16 protein-coding genes are annotated in these 15,734 nt (G+C 68.2%); 7 read left to right on the forward strand and 9 right to left on the reverse strand.

What is annotated here, in order from left to right:
• Nucleotides 1-359 precede the first annotated feature (359 nt).
• Both HWY45_RS08120 and HWY45_RS08125 read right to left on the reverse strand, forming a co-directional pair.
• Nucleotides 360-1,490: a 3-deoxy-7-phosphoheptulonate synthase gene (locus HWY45_RS08120; protein ID WP_059801196.1), complete on the reverse strand. Its 1,131-nt coding sequence runs from the start codon at nucleotides 1,488-1,490 to the stop codon at nucleotides 360-362.
• Nucleotides 1,491-1,713: 223 nt separating this feature from the next.
• Nucleotides 1,714-3,030, reverse strand: coding sequence for a lipase family protein (locus HWY45_RS08125; protein WP_059879228.1), 1,317 nt, complete (start codon nucleotides 3,028-3,030; stop codon nucleotides 1,714-1,716).
• Nucleotides 3,031-3,391: 361 nt separating this feature from the next.
• Here HWY45_RS08125 and HWY45_RS08130 point away from each other — a divergent pair, with 361 nt between their 5' ends.
• Entirely contained in the window at nucleotides 3,392-3,946 is a 555-nt protein-coding gene (locus HWY45_RS08130; protein ID WP_059879226.1) for a hypothetical protein, read from the forward strand.
• Entirely contained in the window at nucleotides 3,943-5,205 is a 1,263-nt protein-coding gene (locus HWY45_RS08135) for a hypothetical protein (RefSeq protein ID WP_059879223.1), read from the forward strand. The genes HWY45_RS08130 and HWY45_RS08135 overlap by 4 nt, the downstream gene beginning before the upstream one ends.
• 18 nt (nucleotides 5,206-5,223) lie before the next feature.
• Here HWY45_RS08135 and HWY45_RS08140 read toward each other — a convergent pair whose 3' ends face one another.
• Nucleotides 5,224-5,931: a YceH family protein gene (locus HWY45_RS08140; protein WP_059879220.1), complete on the reverse strand. Its 708-nt coding sequence runs from the start codon at nucleotides 5,929-5,931 to the stop codon at nucleotides 5,224-5,226.
• 629 nt (nucleotides 5,932-6,560) lie between these two features.
• Here HWY45_RS08140 and HWY45_RS08145 point away from each other — a divergent pair.
• Complete coding sequence (locus tag HWY45_RS08145) at nucleotides 6,561-7,418, forward strand: class I SAM-dependent methyltransferase (RefSeq protein WP_059879216.1); 858 nt, start codon at nucleotides 6,561-6,563, stop codon at nucleotides 7,416-7,418.
• A 203-nt stretch (nucleotides 7,419-7,621) separates the two neighbouring features.
• Entirely contained in the window at nucleotides 7,622-8,389 is a 768-nt protein-coding gene (locus HWY45_RS08150) for an SDR family oxidoreductase (RefSeq protein ID WP_059879212.1), read from the forward strand.
• 18 nt (nucleotides 8,390-8,407) lie between these two features.
• Here the strand turns inward: HWY45_RS08150 and HWY45_RS08155 are convergent, their stop codons facing one another.
• From HWY45_RS08155 to HWY45_RS08165, 3 genes are read right to left on the reverse strand one after another with little or no spacing between them, the layout of a single operon-like run.
• Nucleotides 8,408-9,112, reverse strand: a complete 705-nt coding sequence (locus HWY45_RS08155; RefSeq protein ID WP_059801185.1) for an MOSC domain-containing protein — start codon at nucleotides 9,110-9,112, stop codon at nucleotides 8,408-8,410.
• Nucleotides 9,109-9,993, reverse strand: a complete 885-nt coding sequence (locus HWY45_RS08160; protein WP_059879569.1) for a dihydrodipicolinate synthase family protein — start codon at nucleotides 9,991-9,993, stop codon at nucleotides 9,109-9,111. Before HWY45_RS08160 ends, HWY45_RS08155 begins: the two co-directional genes overlap by 4 nt.
• 50 nt (nucleotides 9,994-10,043) lie before the next feature.
• Nucleotides 10,044-10,826 carry an aldolase gene (locus HWY45_RS08165; RefSeq protein WP_059879208.1) on the reverse strand — a complete coding sequence of 261 codons (783 nt, stop codon included), beginning with the start codon at nucleotides 10,824-10,826 and terminating at the stop codon, nucleotides 10,044-10,046.
• Nucleotides 10,827-10,972: 146 nt separating this feature from the next.
• Here HWY45_RS08165 and HWY45_RS08170 point away from each other — a divergent pair, with 146 nt between their 5' ends.
• On the forward strand, nucleotides 10,973-11,515 hold the full coding sequence (locus HWY45_RS08170) for a helix-turn-helix domain-containing protein (protein ID WP_059565055.1): 543 nt from the start codon (nucleotides 10,973-10,975) through the stop codon (nucleotides 11,513-11,515).
• A gap of 31 nt (nucleotides 11,516-11,546) precedes the next feature.
• Nucleotides 11,547-12,284: a histidine utilization repressor gene (hutC, locus tag HWY45_RS08175; RefSeq protein ID WP_059879206.1), complete on the forward strand. Its 738-nt coding sequence runs from the start codon at nucleotides 11,547-11,549 to the stop codon at nucleotides 12,282-12,284.
• Between the two features lie 97 nt (nucleotides 12,285-12,381).
• On the opposite strand, the gene HWY45_RS08180 is transcribed toward hutC, so the two are convergent.
• Together HWY45_RS08180 and HWY45_RS08185 are read right to left on the reverse strand one after the other, a co-directional pair.
• Nucleotides 12,382-13,233 carry a phytanoyl-CoA dioxygenase family protein gene (locus tag HWY45_RS08180; RefSeq protein WP_059879204.1) on the reverse strand — a complete coding sequence of 284 codons (852 nt, stop codon included), beginning with the start codon at nucleotides 13,231-13,233 and terminating at the stop codon, nucleotides 12,382-12,384.
• 59 nt (nucleotides 13,234-13,292) lie between these two features.
• The gene (locus HWY45_RS08185; protein ID WP_059879202.1) at nucleotides 13,293-14,078 is read right to left on the reverse strand and encodes an ABC transporter substrate-binding protein; all 786 of its coding nucleotides are present in this window, start codon (nucleotides 14,076-14,078) and stop codon (nucleotides 13,293-13,295) included.
• A gap of 316 nt (nucleotides 14,079-14,394) precedes the next feature.
• Here HWY45_RS08185 and HWY45_RS08190 point away from each other — a divergent pair, with 316 nt between their 5' ends.
• On the forward strand, nucleotides 14,395-15,258 hold the full coding sequence (locus HWY45_RS08190; protein WP_059879199.1) for a LysR family transcriptional regulator: 864 nt from the start codon (nucleotides 14,395-14,397) through the stop codon (nucleotides 15,256-15,258).
• A gap of 131 nt (nucleotides 15,259-15,389) precedes the next feature.
• Here the strand turns inward: HWY45_RS08190 and HWY45_RS08195 are convergent, their stop codons facing one another.
• Nucleotides 15,390-15,587 carry a hypothetical protein gene (locus HWY45_RS08195; RefSeq protein ID WP_230942396.1) on the reverse strand — a complete coding sequence of 66 codons (198 nt, stop codon included), beginning with the start codon at nucleotides 15,585-15,587 and terminating at the stop codon, nucleotides 15,390-15,392.
• Nucleotides 15,588-15,734 lie beyond the last annotated feature (147 nt).

Here is a 15,734-nt window from a genome sequence, read left to right on the forward strand (position 1 = left end):
AGGCCCGAACGCCCGTCAGTCACGACACGATGCAGTCGCCGAAACGCATGCACATCGTGCAGAGTGCAAGGCCGTGCGGCATGTGGCGCGAAATCTCGTGCGGATTAGTAGGACGCGTCCTGTAGTTGTGTGTATTGTCGCTCGGCATCGGCCGCGCGCGACGCAGCCGTTGTTTCAAGTATTGCCGGCCGGAGATGTCCGGCATTTCGCCCGGGAAGCGAATGGGGACGAGCCAGCGCCGACCGGCGGTCGAGTCCGACCATCGGCCAGGGCGCGAGCGTCAGGGGTCTTGCCGCAAGAGAAAGCGGCAACCTGTCGTTCGGCAACGGGCCCGGCCTCCCGGCCCCGCCGCCATCGGGTTACGCGTTGCGCGAATACACCCGTCGATGCCGCACCGCCTCCGCGAGCACGTCGAGCACCGGCTCCGTCTGCGTCCAGCTCAGGCACGCATCGGTGATCGACACGCCGTACTTCAGCGGCACGCCCGGCTTGAGGTCCTGGCGGCCCGCCTCGAGATGGCTCTCGACCATCACGCCGACGATCCGGTGCTCGCCTTGCGACAGCTGCCGCGCGAGATCCTGCGCAACATCGATCTGCCGCTCGTGCGATTTGTTCGAGTTCGCGTGCGAGCAGTCGACCATCACCTGCTCGCGCAAGCCGGCCGCGCGCAGCACCGCGCAGCTCGCCTCGACGTGCGCGGCGTCGTAGTTCGGGCCGGTCTTGCCGCCGCGCAGGATCACGTGCGCGTCGTCGTTGCCGCGCGTCTCGAAGATCGCGGCCATGCCCATCTTCGTCATCCCCATGAACGCGTGGCTCGCGCGCGCGGCGACGATCGCGTCGGAGGCAACCTGCACGCCGCCGTCGGTGCCGTTCTTGAAGCCGATCGGGCAGCTCAGGCCCGACGCGAGCTGCCGGTGGCTCTGGCTCTCGGTCGTGCGCGCGCCGATCGCGCCCCATGCGATCAGGTCGGCGATGTACTGCGGGCTCAGCAGGTCGAGGAATTCGGTCGCGGCCGGCAGGCCGAGCGCGTTGACGTCCAGCAGCAGTTGCCGCGCGGCGCGCAGCCCCTCGTTGATGCGGAAGCTGCCGTCGAGCCGCGGATCGTTGATGTAGCCTTTCCAGCCCACCGTCGTGCGCGGCTTCTCGAAATAGACGCGCATCGTGATCAGCAGGTCGTCCTTCAGCGCGTCGGCGGCGGCCTTCAGGCGGTGCGCGTACTCGATCGCCTGGCCGTGATCGTGAATCGAGCACGGGCCGACGACGATCAGCAGCCGGTCGTCGCGGCCATGCAGGATGTCGCCGATCGCCTTGCGGGTGTCCTCGACGAGCGTCTGCGTGGCGAGCGGCACCGGCAGTTCGTCCTGCAGCAGCGCCGGGGAAATCAGCGGGCGCACGGCGCCGATGCGGACGTCGTCGATGCGCGTGGTGTCTTGCGTCGCGTCGGCGACGCCTACCTCGCGATCGTGTGAGGGATTGTCGAGGTTCTGCATGGAAATTCTCCGGGGGGACGTCTTGGAATGGTCAGCAGCCTCGATTATGGCACTCGGGCGGGGCGGCAGCGATCGCGGGCGGGGCGGCGGAAGGGCGCAGCGCAGAGACGGCGGCGGGGGCGGAATGCGGGACGGGCGATCCACCCGGGATCGCCCGTCAGCCTGTCGAATACACAAACAAGACAGCGCGCGATGAATCACGCGTTGGCGACCATTGCCGCGTCTAGTGCTGCGTCTCCGGCGCCAGCGAATTGCTCGGCAGGAGCGCAACCAGCGCGCAGTTGCTCGGCGCCGCCTTCTCGCCGAAGCGGTCGTAGAGCCACGGCAGCATCCCGGCCACCCACGGCACGATGGCCCCGGCGTGTTCAAGCGGATACTCGGTGTACACCACCGGCACGCCGCTCGCGCAGAACTTCTGCGCCAGCGCGCGCACGTCGTAGGCCAGCATCACGCCGTCGCCCACCTGGCTGCTGAACGTGCCGTCCAGCACGCCAGCCGTTCCCTGGCCGATAAACATCGGGATCGTCGGCGACGCGGCCAGCCCGGCATTCACCTTGTTCGCATACGTCACATACGCCGGAATGCTGTTGATGTCGTTCGCGTATTGCGGCTTGAACAGCGTTCCCCAATGCAATCCCGAGTACCGCGGCAGGATGTAGGCCAGCGACTGGTTCTGAATGTCCTTGAATACGGCGACGCCGGTGTCGCTGAGATAAGGCGTCAGGTCGAAGTCGTAGCCGCGCGACAGCCCGGCGAGCGCAGCCGCGGCGACGCCGCCCCAGACGATGCTGCCGTTGACGTAGCGCAGGTTGTGGGCGGGGTCGACCAGCACGCCCCCTTCCGCCGCGCCGACGAGTTGCCGGTTGACGTCCGGCGCGTAGCTCGGCGCCAGTTGCGCGGCCCAGTTCGTCGCGATCGCGCCGCCGGAATAGCCGATCATCGCCACCTTGCTGGACGGGGCCAGCCCGGTCGACGGCGTATTGAGCGCCGCGCGAATCGAATCGAGGGTCGTCATGCCGTATTCGGGACCGGCGGCGAAATCCGCCGCCTGGCCTTCCGTATCGGGCACGATGATGTTGTAGCCGAGCAGCAGCAGCGTCGACAGCGGGATGGATTCCGCGCTGTAGAGCAGGGTCCCCGCGTTGATGACCTTCGTGATGTCCCGATCCCCGGCGATCACCCGCGACGGCTCGTCGTAAGGGTTCAACGAATCGTAGGCCGACTGGTACGAGATGGCGCGGCCGTTGCCGGCCGGGCTGCGGATGACCGACGTCACGTTGACGACGGGCTGGTTGCGCGCGTTGTTGGTGCGATACAGCAATTGCTGCGCGGTCAGCGCGGTCGGGATGCCGGCCACGTGATAGGTGACGTTTCGCGTCTTGAGCACCGTGCCCGGCGGAATCGATGCAAGCGGCGTGGTGCCGGTATAGGTGTAGAACGAATCGGGCTCGGTCGGCGCGCCGGCGCTGGCCGGCGGTGCGGCAACGGCCAGCAGCATGGACACGGCGGCCGCAACAGTCATCAAACGTCTGGAGGACATCGGAGGTCGTCCTTGTGTGAGTTCGTTCGCGATGCGTCGTTTTAGTAGGAGTGCAAACCGGATCGATTGAAGCACAACAGGCGCGCGGCGGAGGGCGTTTTCGGTTGTTTGAAGGGAAACGTCTAAATACCGGGGCAATGATTCGAGTCGACAGGTCGGCGAAACGACGGCCGGCATCAAACGCCTTTTTGAAACGATCCCGGGTGTCTCACGACTCGCGAGGCCATGCGAACGCCCTGGCCGTTCGGCCGACTGCCCACGCGCGGCCGAAGTGCCGTACGATCACGGCTGCCCGGTACCGCGGCGCGCCGTCGTTCGATGCGGTCGCGCGGGTGCCCGCCGACCCATCCGACATGCCACGATGACCGTATCCGAACTGCTCCGCGCCATCCGCCAGCCCTATGCCGACCTGCTCGCGAAAGCGGCCGCGCAACCGGCCGCTTACGTCGAACCGGCCTACCGGCAGGCCGACGGCACGCTTGCCACCGAAGGGCCGCTGGCGCTGCCGTGCCGGGCCGACATCATTCCGACCGAAGGCGAATCGGCGGGCCGGCCCGTGATGATCGATTCGGTCACGCAACTGGAATTCGAGCCGTTCGCGTTCGAGCTCGATACGGCTGCCGTGTCGATCCGCCCGTTCGTGTGGGACTGGGCCGCGATCGAAGCCGACGGCCTCGACGAACGCGCGGCGATCGACGCATTCAAGGCCTGGTTCTTCGCGTGGTTCGACGCCGACGACGAAAACGCGCCGGGCGAGGACGGCCTGCACGGCATCGTCCACTACCTGTCCGAACCGGCGTGCACCGAACAGGGGTGGCGCGTCAACGCGGATCTCGGTTCGGCGCCCGAGACGGCCGTCGAGGATCTGCTGTTCCGGCTCGTCGATGCGGGCGCGACGCGGATCGTCGTCGCATGAAACTACCGGTTCCGATTGCGCTGCTGTTCGCGCTCCACGCAGGCGTCGCGGATGCCGCGCCGCGCATCGTCTACCAGGGCACGCTGCAAGGCGCCGGCGAAGTCGTGATGGAACTCGACAGCCGGCCGGCGGCGGACGGCACGATTTCGGGTCGCTATTTCTACGCGCAGTACGGCATCGACATCCCGCTGCAAGGCAAGCCCGCACAGCTCGTCGAGCCGCTTGCACGCAGGGATTTGCCGGACGACGCGCGCGCCGCGTCGAGATACGGCGATCACGCCGGCTTCGACCATGCCGCGGCAACCTGGCGCGGCACGCAGGACAACGGGGGTTATCGCGGCCGCTGGACCGACGCGCGCTCCGGCAAGACGCGCGCCTTCGCATTGCGCCGTGTCGCCGAATACGATCCCGACGCGGTGGCGCCCGGCGCCGTCGAAGCCGTCACCGATCTCATCGCGGGCGGCGTCGGCAGCGGCATCGCGCGCGGCGCGGAGATCGACATGAAGCACGCGCCTTACGCGGCGCTGAAGCTCGCCGGCCACGCGCAACCTGCCGGCCCCGAAATCGGCGACGGTGCGGTCGGCTACCGGATGTGGCGCGACCCGCGCACGCAGTTCATGTATCCGCGGCTCAGCCGCCATCCCGATCCGGCCGTGATGACGCGGGTCAACCGCCTGCTGGCGCAGCGGCACGGGCAGATGAACCTCGCCGCACTCGAATGCGCGTCGACGCGCTACACCGATGACGGGCCGGCGGCCGGCACGCTCGGCGGATATGACGACGAGCACGTGACGGTTACGTGGCTGTCACCTGCGGTACTCGGCATTGTGGAATCGGGCAGTACCTTTTGCGGCGGCGCGCACCCGGACAATCACTACGACCCCGTGACGTTCGACCTGCTGCACGGCACGTATCTCGACTGGAATCGCGTCATCGACGCTTCATCGCCGGGCGGGGACAGCGTGCCGGAAACGAGCCCTGCGCTGGTGCGCTTCATCACGCGGCTGCGTGACGAAGCCAAGCCGGGCATGCAGCCGACGAACGGCGAAGGCGATTCGATGTCGTGCGCCGACGTGTTCCCCGGCTATCTCGCGTTCGAGTTCGATGCGCCCGGCAAGCTGTCGTTCAGCGTGTCCGGCATCGGGCACGCGATGGGCGCCTGCCTCGGGCCGCAGCTCGATGCGCCGTTTGCAGCGCTGACGCCGATCCTGAAACCGGGCGGATCGCGCTATCTCGTGCCGGGCGTCAAGCTGCCATAAAGCGTCGCCGGCACGGTGTCAGGAAGCGCCGCCCGGCGGATCGACTTCGATCCCCAGTTCCGCCGCCATCCGCTCGACGAGCGACTGCAACCGCGCGACTTCGTCCGCGAGGCGCTTCTGCTCGGCCTTCAGCGCCTCGAACTCGGACGGCGGCACCGAATCGGCCCCGCCCGCCTCCTGCGCCGCGAAGTCGCTCACGCTCACCTCGCCGCACATCAGGTGCGTCCAGCGGTTCTCCCGCGCGCCGGCCGCACGCGGCAGCTTCACGACGAGCGAAGGCTCGCGCGTCGCCAGCTCCTCCAGGAACGCCTCGACCGACGAGATATCCGCGAAGCCATGCAGGCGCGCGGTGTTCAGGCGCAGTTCGGCGGCCGTCTGCGGGCCGCGCAGCAGCAGGATCGTCAGCAGCGCGACGGCCTGGCTCGGAATGCCGAGCACGCGGTTCACGTTGTGTTCGAAGCGCGGCACGCGGCTGCTGCTGCCTTCCATCACGAGGCTCAGATGCTTCAGCCCGTCGATCGCGGTCGTCACCTCGGCTTCGGTCACGTTCATCACCGGTGCGCGCGCGGTCTTCTGGTTGCAGCCGGCGGTGAGCGCATTCAGCGACAGCGGGTACGTGTCCGGCACCGCGTGCTGTTTCTCGACCAGCACGCCGAGAATGCGCGCTTCGAGCTGCGTCAGCTCGCGCAAGGGGCGGGGCGTAGGGGTATCCGGAGTGGTGTTCATGGTGGCGTCGCGGCGTGCTGCGGGTGAAAGGGAAGCGGATCGCCGCCCGGCAGCGCGCCGGGCGGGCGAGCCATATGATAGCCGGTGCCGCGCCGCCGGGGCGTGCGGTCGCATGTCGCGTTACGTCGGCGCCTCGGCGGCCGGCCGGTACCCGACGCGTAATGACCACGCGAAGCCTGCGATGCGCCGTATTCGTCCCAATCGCTGCAGCCGCCCAGCCGCCGCAGTCGCTGCAGGCGCCGCAGTCACCGCAGTCGCCGCAGTCGCCGCAGGCGCCGCAGTCGCCGCAGTCGCCGCAGTCGCCGCAGCCGCCGCAGTCGCCGCAGTCGCCGCAGTCACCGCAGCCGCCGCAGCCGCCGCAGCCGCCGCAGTCACCGCAGCCGCAATCGCAATCGCAATCGCAATCGCAGCCGCAATCGCAATCGCAATCGCAATCGCGGCGATTATTGCGCGCGTCGTGTCTTTCGCGATCCCGGCATGCGCAGGATTCGCCGCAGTCGCCGCGTTTGTTTCACCTGTCGAATTTGCCGCACCTGTCGAGCGCACAGTTCTGCCAGCTTGGAAGCGCCGCGCACGGTGACTACACTCTGTGCGCACGTTGATCATTCGCCACCTGACAGGAGAACGTTATGCCAGACAAGCAGTCCGTCGCACCGGAAAGCACCGCATTGCGCGTCGCACTGTGGCGGGCCATGCACACGGAGGTCGATGCGCCGCCGTACGTGCTCGAGGACGACATCGGCCTGCAATTGATCGCGCCGGACGACGACTGGCGCGATCGTCCCGACATGCACCCGCAGGGCACGCGCGGCTTTCGCGCATCGGTGATCGGCCGTGCGCGCTTCATCGAGGATCTGGTCGCCGAGCGCGCCGAACATGGCGTCGCGCAGTACGTGCTGCTCGGCGCGGGGCTCGACACCTTTGCGCAGCGCCGGCCGGGCCTCGCGTCGAGCCTGCAGGTGTTCGAGGCGGACCAGCCGGGCCCGCAGGCCTGGAAGCGGCAGCGCCTGATCTCGCTCGGCTTCGGCGTGCCGGATTGGCTGCATCTCGTGCCGGTCGATTTCGAGGCCAGCGATTCGTGGTTCGACAAGCTGGTGGCGGCGGGTTTCGCGACCGACCGGCCGGCGGTCGTCGCGTCCACCGGCGTGACGATGTACCTTAGCCTCGACGCGATCAAGGCGACGCTGCGGCAGATCGCATCGCTCGCGCGCGGCACGACGCTCGCGATGACGTTCCTGCTGCCCGTCGAACTCGTCGAGCCGGAGGATCGTCCGGTGTATCAGGCCGTCATCGATCGCGCGCGCGAAGCCGGCACGCCGTTCGTGAGCCTCTTCAGCCCGGAACAATTCGTCGCGCTCGCGCGCGAAGCGGGTTTCCGCGACGCGCATTGCGTGATGCCGGCCGATCTCGAGCAGCGCTATTTCAACGGACGAAGCGACGCGTTCCGGCCGATCGACGGCGAAGTGTTCCTCGTCGCGACCGTCTAAGCCGCGCGCCGGCGCCCGCGTTTGCGCGCGGCGGGCGCCGGCGCTACGATACGGCATCGCCGGGATCGTCACGACGCGTCGCGGCAGCCGCTTGCGGCGGCCCGCCGCCGCGATCGATCGTCCATCACGCCATCGCCGCCCGCACCGCCTTCCGCGCCGTGGCGCACCCTGCCTCGTTCAACCCCCATCCGCTTTTCATCGACATGGCCAATTCGTCCGCTTCTCCCACGACCGTTCGCGCAATCGTCACCGGCCACACGCGCGGCCTCGGCGCCGCGCTCGCCGCGCAACTGCTGCAGCGGGGCATCGCCGTGCTCGGGTTGTCGCGCAGCCGCCATCCGTCGCTCGGCTCGCCGGCCGGCGAGCGCTTCGCCGAAGTCGAGCTCGACCTGTCGAACCCGGCGCAACTCGAAGCCTGGCTCGCCGGCGACGCACTGGGCCGCTTCGTCGACGGCGCGTCCACGGTGCTGCTGTTCAACAACGCGGGCACCGTCGAGCCGATCGGCCCGCTCGATGCGCAGGATCCGGCCGCAATCGCGCGCGCGGTCGGCCTGAACGTCGCGACGCCGCTGATGCTGTCGAGCGCGCTCGCGAAGCTCGGCGCCGACACCACCGAGCGCCGCATCGTGCACCTGTCAAGCGGCGCGGCGCGCAACGCGTACGCGGGCTGGAGCATCTACTGCGCGACCAAGGCCGCGCTCGATCATCACGCGCGCGCCGTCGCGCTCGACGGCACGCGCGGGCTGCGCATCTGCAGCGTCGCGCCCGGCGTCGTGGATACGGGCATGCAGGCGACGATCCGCGCGACCGGCACGGAGCACTTCCCGATGCGCGAGAAGTTCGAGCAGCTGAAATCGAGCGGGGCGCTCGCGACGCCGGAAGCGGCCGCGCGGCAGCTGATCGACTACGCGCTGAGCGATGCGTTCGGCAGCGCGCCGACGGCGGACGTGCGGGAGCTGGCGGCCGGATAAGCCGCGCGCAGCCGCCCATCACCCTTCGAGCCGCTTCGTCCAGTCTTCGACCGTTCGTTCCGTGCGGCGCCGCTCGAGCATCTTGCGCCAGCCGGGCGGCAGCGTCTCGATGCCGCACAGCGCGTCGAGCGCCGCCATGTCGAGCGTGCGCCGGTACAACACGTCGAGCACCGCCGACAGCGGCCATTCCGGATGGGGCCGCGCGTGCAGCGCCAGCACCGCGCCCGGCTCCACCCACCCTTCCTCCAGCACGCGGTAATACCATCCGGTCCGTCCGCTTTGCTGCACGAGCGCGGCCATCCGCGGATGCTCGAAACGCGCATTGAGCTTCCAGCAGGGTTGCCGGGACTGCGATAGCTGAAGCACGGCGCCGCCCAACGTGAAGACGTCGCCGATGCAGACGTCGCGCTCGGTCATGCCCGACGTCGACAGGTTCTCGCCGAATGCCCCCGGTTGCGCGAGCACGTCGCGCGCGCCGATCTGCGTGGACCACCACGCATAATGGTCGAACGCGTAGTGATGGACCGCCTTGTCGGCGCCGCCATGATGCCGGCGGTCCGCCTGCTCGTCGCCCGCGAAGCCGAGCGCGCCCAGCCACAGGCGCGCCGGGGCAGGCCGCTTGGCGATCGCGCTCGCGTGGGGCGTACCGGCCAGCGGCCGGCACGCCCCGACGAGCACGGCCCCGATGCCCGCCCCGATCGCCGGATGCACGTCGCGGCTCACGCCGGCAGCGCAGCGAGCAGGCGCGCGAGTTCGCGCGTCCTGTCCTCGCCAAGCGGCAGCAGCGGCTTTCTCGGTTCGCCGGCGTCGAAGCCGCGCAGGCGCAATCCGGCCTTGACGGTAACCGGCAGGCCGCCGCTGACGACGAATTGCAGCAGCGGCAACTGCGCGTGGAAGACCTCCCGCGCCTGCGCCAGGTTGCCCGCCCGAACGGCCTCCACCAGCGCAAGCGGCAGGCGCGCGTTCAGGTTCGGCGCGGCCGTGCACCACCCGGCCGCGCCTGCCGCCAGTGCGGCGAGCGCCATCGGGTTGCTGCCGTTGTAGAACGGAATCGCCCCGTCGCTCAATTGCGCAAGGCGGTGCATCCGCATGATGTCGCCCGTGCTCTCCTTGACCATCGTGACGTTGTCGACGGTGCGGCAGATCGTGGCGATCAGCTCGGGCGACATGTCGACGCCGCTCGTCGCCGGGTTGTTGTAGAGCATGACCGGAATGCCGATCGCCTCGCCGATCGCGCGATAGTGGCCGACGATCTCGTCGTTGCTCAGTTTCCAGTACGACACCGGCAGCACCATCACCGCATCGGCGCCGGCCTGCTCGGCAAAGCGGGCGCGGCGCACCGCGCCTGCGGTGGTCAGGTCGGAGATGCCGACGACCGTCGGCACACGTTTGCGAACCGCACGAATCGACGCGTCGGCGACTGCGTCCCATTCGGCGTCGGACAGGTACGCGCTCTCGCCCGTGCTGCCGAGCGGCGCGATGCCGTGAACGCCATCGGCGATCAGACGCTCGATCAGCGCTTCAAGCGCTTTCAGGTCGACGCCGCCGTCGGCGGAAAAAGGGGTAACCGGGTAGGCAATGATGCCTTGCAGAAGGGTTGACACGATTTGCACTCCAGAATTAAAAACCAATGCGGATCGCTTGCAGCGACGGTTCAGGCGACGCAATCGGGATGCGTGCGAAGCGCGCGGCGGGCGTAATAGTCGAACGTCACGGCATCGCGCTTCGGCTTCGAGATCCAGTCGTGCGCTTCCCGCGCCAGCGCCGGCGGAACCGGCCGAATCGTGCCGGCCGACATCGCGAGCAATTGCAGCTTCGCGGCCCGTTCGATCAGCAACGCGAGCACGCAGGCTTCCTCGATCGTCGTGCCGACCACGAGCTGGCCGTGGTGCGACAGCAGAATCGACCGCTTGTCGCCGAGCGCCTTCGAAATGATTTCGCCTTCCTCGTTGCCGACGGGCACGCCGGGCCAGTCTTTCAGGAACGCGCAATCGTCGTAGAGCGGGCACGTATCCATGTGCGATACGACGAGCGGCTGCTCGAGCATCGACAGCGCCGCGACATGCGTCGGATGCGTATGGATGATGCAGTTCACGTCGGGGCGCTGGCGATAGATCCACGTATGAAACCGGTTGGCCGGGTTCGGAATGCCCTCGCCGTCGACGACCTCGAGATCCTCGTTCACCCGCAGCAGGTTCGCGGCCGATATCTCGTCGAAACCGAGCCCCAGCCGCTGCGTATAGTAGGTGCCGGCTTCATCCGCGCGGCAGGTGATCTGTCCGGCCAGGCCGGAATCGTGCCCCGCGTCGAACAGGATCCGGCACGTGAGCGCAAGCTTCTGCCGCACGGTCCAGCCGCTCTCGCCAATCTCGTTCTCGAGACGCCGCTCGGCGAGCGCAACGAGCGCCGCCTTCGGCAACTGCAATGTTTCTGCCATATGGCCTCCTCAATCGAAACGACGTGCGCCGTCATGCGCATCCGTTTGCGCGTTGCGTTTCGCGCATGCGCCCGGCGACACTGAGTCGATTATATGACACATTGTGTCATGCGTTACAATCGGTTTTTTAAAAGAAACCTGTGCCCATGACGATTCGCCTGAAGCTGTTGAGGAAGCAAAAGGGCTGGACGCTCGATGTGCTGGCCGATGAGACCGGCCTCACCAAGAGCTATCTGTCGAAGGTCGAGCGCGGCTTGAGCGTGCCGTCGATCGCCGTTGCGCTGAAGCTGTCGAAGGCGTTGAACGTCGATGTCGAGCAACTGTTCTCGGAACGCCACAATCGCGAGCTGATCACGGTGACGCGCGCGGACGAGCGCGCCGCGCCGGGCGGCAGGTCCGCCGGGCATGCGCACGCGTTCGAAAGCATCGCGGCCGGCGTCGCGCCGAAGAAGATGCTGCCGTTCATCGTCCGTCCGCCTCACGAATTCGCCGCGTCGACGTCCCGCGAGCACGACGGCGAGGAATTCCTGTTCGTGCACAAGGGGCGTGTCGAGATCGAGTTCCCGAACGAGACGCTGCAGCTCAAGGTGGGCGACTCGGTCTACTTCAATGCGCTGATTCCGCACCGCACGCGAAGCCTCGGCGCAACGCAGGCGGAGATTCTGGTCATCGTGAGTCACGAAGACTAGAATCGTCGCTTCTCCCGCCCAAGGACTCCCGATGGTCAAGAAGGCCGCCGCGCCGTTCCAGCAAATCAAGTCGCGCGTGCGCCGGAACATTGCGTCCGGCGACTGGCATCCGGGGGACCGCATCCCGTCCGAGCTCGAACTCGCCGCGCAGTTCGGCGTCGCGCGCATGACGGTGAACCGCGCGCTGCGCGAGCTGACCGACGAAGGGGCGCTTAAGCGCATCGCGGGCGTCGGCACCTTCGTCGCCGAGGAAAAGCCGCAGTCGAACCTGCTGATGATCGCGCATATCCGCGACGAGATCCGCGCGCGCGGCCATGAATACCGCTGCCGCGTGCTCAGCCGCGCGCGCGAGCCCGCGTCGTTCGACGTCGCGGCCGCGTTCGGCGTGCCGGTCAACGCGCCGGTGTTCCATGTGATCTGCGTGCACGAGGAAAACGGCCGGCCGATCCAGCTCGAGGATCGCTACGTGAACCCCGCCGCCGCGCCCGGCTTCATCGACCAGGATTTCGAGCACGAGCCGCCGTCCGAGTACCTGTACAACAACGTGTCGCACTACGAACTGGAGATCGAGCATGTGGTCGACGCGTCGCTGCCGACGCAGGAACAGGCGCAGCTGCTCGACATGCGCACCGGCGAGCCGTGCCTGACGCTCACGCGCCGCACCTGGACCGACGGCCTGCCCGTCACGCTCGTGCACTTCCTGCACCCGGGCAATCGCTACCGGCTCGGCTCGCGCTTCAAGCCGGGCGCGGGGCACAAGCAGGCCTGATCGGCCTCCCCGCGCGCGCCGTTCGGCCCGTGCGACAAAACGGCGCCTGCTCCGGCTCGGAACAGGCGCCGCTGCGTTTGCGCACCGCGCCGGCGGATCAGATCGCCGCCACCTGCCCCGCGTCGCGCGACCACACCACCGGGAACAGCGGATGCGCCATCGGCGCGCCGTCCGCGAGCGTGTCCGCGAGCCCGGGGAAATCCGGCGACGTCTTCCAGCGCCGCGGCGCATGGCGGATGTCGTCGCCGATGAAGCGGATCGAGAACGCGCGCCGGCGGTTCTGCGTGCCGCCCGACGCATGCAGCGTGAGCATCCGGAAGCACACCATGTCGCCCGGCTCCAGCGCCCAGTGGCGCAGCGGGAACGCGGCGCGATCCGCTTCGATGTCGGGCAGGTCCGCGAGGCTGCCTTCCGGAAACCACTTCGCCTCCTTGTCCATGAACGTGCGCGGCATCAGCCACGGCCCGCGGTGCGAACCGGCGACGAATTCCAGCGTCGATTCGAGCGGCACCGGGTCGACCGGAATCCACATGCTGACGTTGTCGTCGCCTTCGATGTTGTAGTACGGCTGATCCTGGTGCCACGGCGTGCGCTGCCGCGTGCCGGGCTCCTTGACGAGCAGGTGGTCGTGATGCAGCCGCACGGTGTCGCCGCCCATCAGCGCCGCCGCGACGGATGGCGCCGGCGAGCGCGCGATGAAATCGCGGTACGCGTCGTTGTGCTGCCAGTTGCAGAAATCCTCGAAGAACCAGCCGGGATCGTCGGGCCGGCTCGCGACCTTGGCGCGCGCGCTCGGGCGCGCGAGGTTGTCGTCGATGCCGGCCTTGAGCGTCGCAATCTCGTCCGGCGAAAAGATGCCCTTGATGCAAACCGCGCCGTCCGTGCGGAACGCGTCGATCAGCTCGGGCGTGACCGCGTGCGCGACGCGGTCTCGAATACTCGTGGTCATGGCTTGCCTGTCGGTCGGGTGAATCACGGATGGGTTGAAGGGGCGCATCGCGGCCGCTGTCACGGTTTCGCGCCGTAGATGTCGAAGTCGAAATACTTCGCGGCGATCTTCTGGTACGTGCCGTTCGCGCGAATCGCGACGATCGCCGCGTCGAGGCGCTGCTTCAGCTCGGCGTCGCCCTTGCGCAGCCCCATCGCAACGCCGTAGCCGGTGATGCGCACGTCCGTCACGTCAGAGCCCGCGAACGCGAAGCCCTTGCCGCGCGGCGTCTTTAGGAACGAATAGCCGGCCTGCGTCTTGTCCTGGAAGGTCGCGTCGAGGCGGCCGTTCACCAGATCCTGATACACCTGGTCCTGGTTCTGGTACGACACGATCGTCACGCCCTTCGGTGCCCATTCGGCCTTCGCATACGCCTCCTGCGTCGTGCCCTGGTCGATGCCGACCCGCTTGCCGGCGAGCGACGCCGCACTCGGCAGCAGCTTCGAGCCGGCCGGCGCGACCAGCGCGGCCGGCGACGCGTACAGCTTGCCGGTGAAATCGATCTGCTTGAGCCGCTCGTCGGTGGCCGTCATCGCGGACATGATCACGTCGAACTTGCGCGCGCGCAGCGCGGGAATGATGCCGTCGAAGCCCTGCTCGACCCACACGCATTTCGCGCGCAGCTGCTCGCAGATCGCATTGCGCAGGTCGATGTCGAAGCCGGCCAGCGAACCGTCCGGCTGCTTCGACTCGAACGGCGGATAGGTGGGATCGATGCCCCAGCGGATCGTCGCCGCGTCCTGGGCGAACGACATGAGCGGCGCGAACGCCAGCGCGGTGACGAGAAGCCTTGCGGTCCGGTTCATGGCAGATCCTCCTGAATCTCGACGCAGCGGGCGGCCGCCCGGGCGTCCGGTTGAAGCGGCGCGACGGCGGGCCGGCGCGGGGCGCGAACGACGGGGACTTCGGTGGAACTGCGATGCAGTCTAGACTGCTCAATTTTCGGGCGCAAGCGGCGAATTTACGTTCTGCTCGGCCAGTGAACGGAGCTTTGTTCACGAGATGACTCGATTGCAGCCTATACAGCAAACGACAGATGTGCAGCACCTTCTGCCCACGGCATGCTAAAAGTCGTCGCACGCATTGGAAAACGAAATACTCCACTTCACTGAAGTGCAAAAAATGAATAGACCCCTGTTCGACCTCGACCTGCTGCGGGCGATCGTGATGGTCGCCGATTGCGGCAGCTTCACGACCGCGTCCGCGCGGCTCCACTCGACGCAGTCGACGGTCAGCCAGAAGGTCCGGCGGCTGGAGGAGATCGCGGGGCACCGGCTGCTCGACCGCGGCACGCGCGACGTGCGGCCGACCGACGCGGGCGTCACGCTGCTCAGCTACGCGCGCCGGATGCTCGCGCTCAACGACGAGTTGCTCGAGGCGCTGTCGGGCGCGACCGTCGCGGTGACGATCCGGCTCGGCGTGCCGGACGATTTCGCGGCGGGCCGCACGACGCATGCGCTCGCCGCGTTCAAGCGCCAGCATCCGCAGGTGAAGCTGGAAGTGACCTGCGGGCTGAGCCGCGACGTCAGCGCCGCGTACGACCGCGGCGATCTCGATCTCGTGCTGATCAAGCAGCGACGCGACAGCCGCGAAGCGGTCGCGCGCTGGCCCGAGAAACTGAAATGGATCGACAGCGCGAAGCATCCGTCGATCGACCTCGACCCGGTGCCGATCGTCACGTTTCCGCCGCGCGGGCTGTATCGCGACGACATGATCAAGGCGATCGAGGAACGCGGCCGCCGCTGGCGGATCAGCTTCTCGACGTCGAGCCTGAGCGGCATCCAGGCCGCGGTCGCCGACGGGCTCGGCATCAGCGTGCTGCCCGCGCGCGCGGTCACGGCCGAACACGTCGTGCTGACCGCGAAGCAGGGCTTCGCGCCGATCGAGAACATGGACATCGCGATCCTGCATCGGCCCACCGCCGACCCGATGGTCGTCGAGCTGACCAAGGCGCTCGCCGCGATGCTGGAGCGCGAGCGGCGCTAGGTGTGGAGAGTCAATAGGTCGTTTCGCGGCGTGGGGACTCGGGACACGGGAGGTTGGCAGCCGATGCCGTGGTGAGGCGGTGCCAGTTGTAGAAGTGAATCCATGCAGGCAAGACCGCGCGAAGCGCCGCCTCATCGCGCGAACCGCAGCCCCGGCGTGAACTGCGCGCCCGCGTCGCTTTCTCCGCGCCGCACGACCCGGCGCTCCGCCGGCACGCTCGCGTCCGCCGCCGCCGCCGCCGCCGCTGCCGCTGCCGCGTTCGGCGCGCGCAGCGCAACGAACGTCGCGTCGCAGCCCGCTGCAAGCCCGTAGCGTTCCTGGCCGATCACGCGCGGCCAATCCAATGTTGCGGTGCCGCGCATCCGATTTCGCGATGCGATCGCCGCCCCCCGGACATGCCCGGAAATTCTTGCCGATGTGCCGCCCCGCGCGCCGCCGGCCGTCCAGGATTTACACGGCAACAGACTTTACACGTT

The sequence above is a fragment of the Burkholderia stagnalis genome, assembly GCF_902830275.1.
Lineage (GTDB): Bacteria > Pseudomonadota > Gammaproteobacteria > Burkholderiales > Burkholderiaceae > Burkholderia > Burkholderia stagnalis.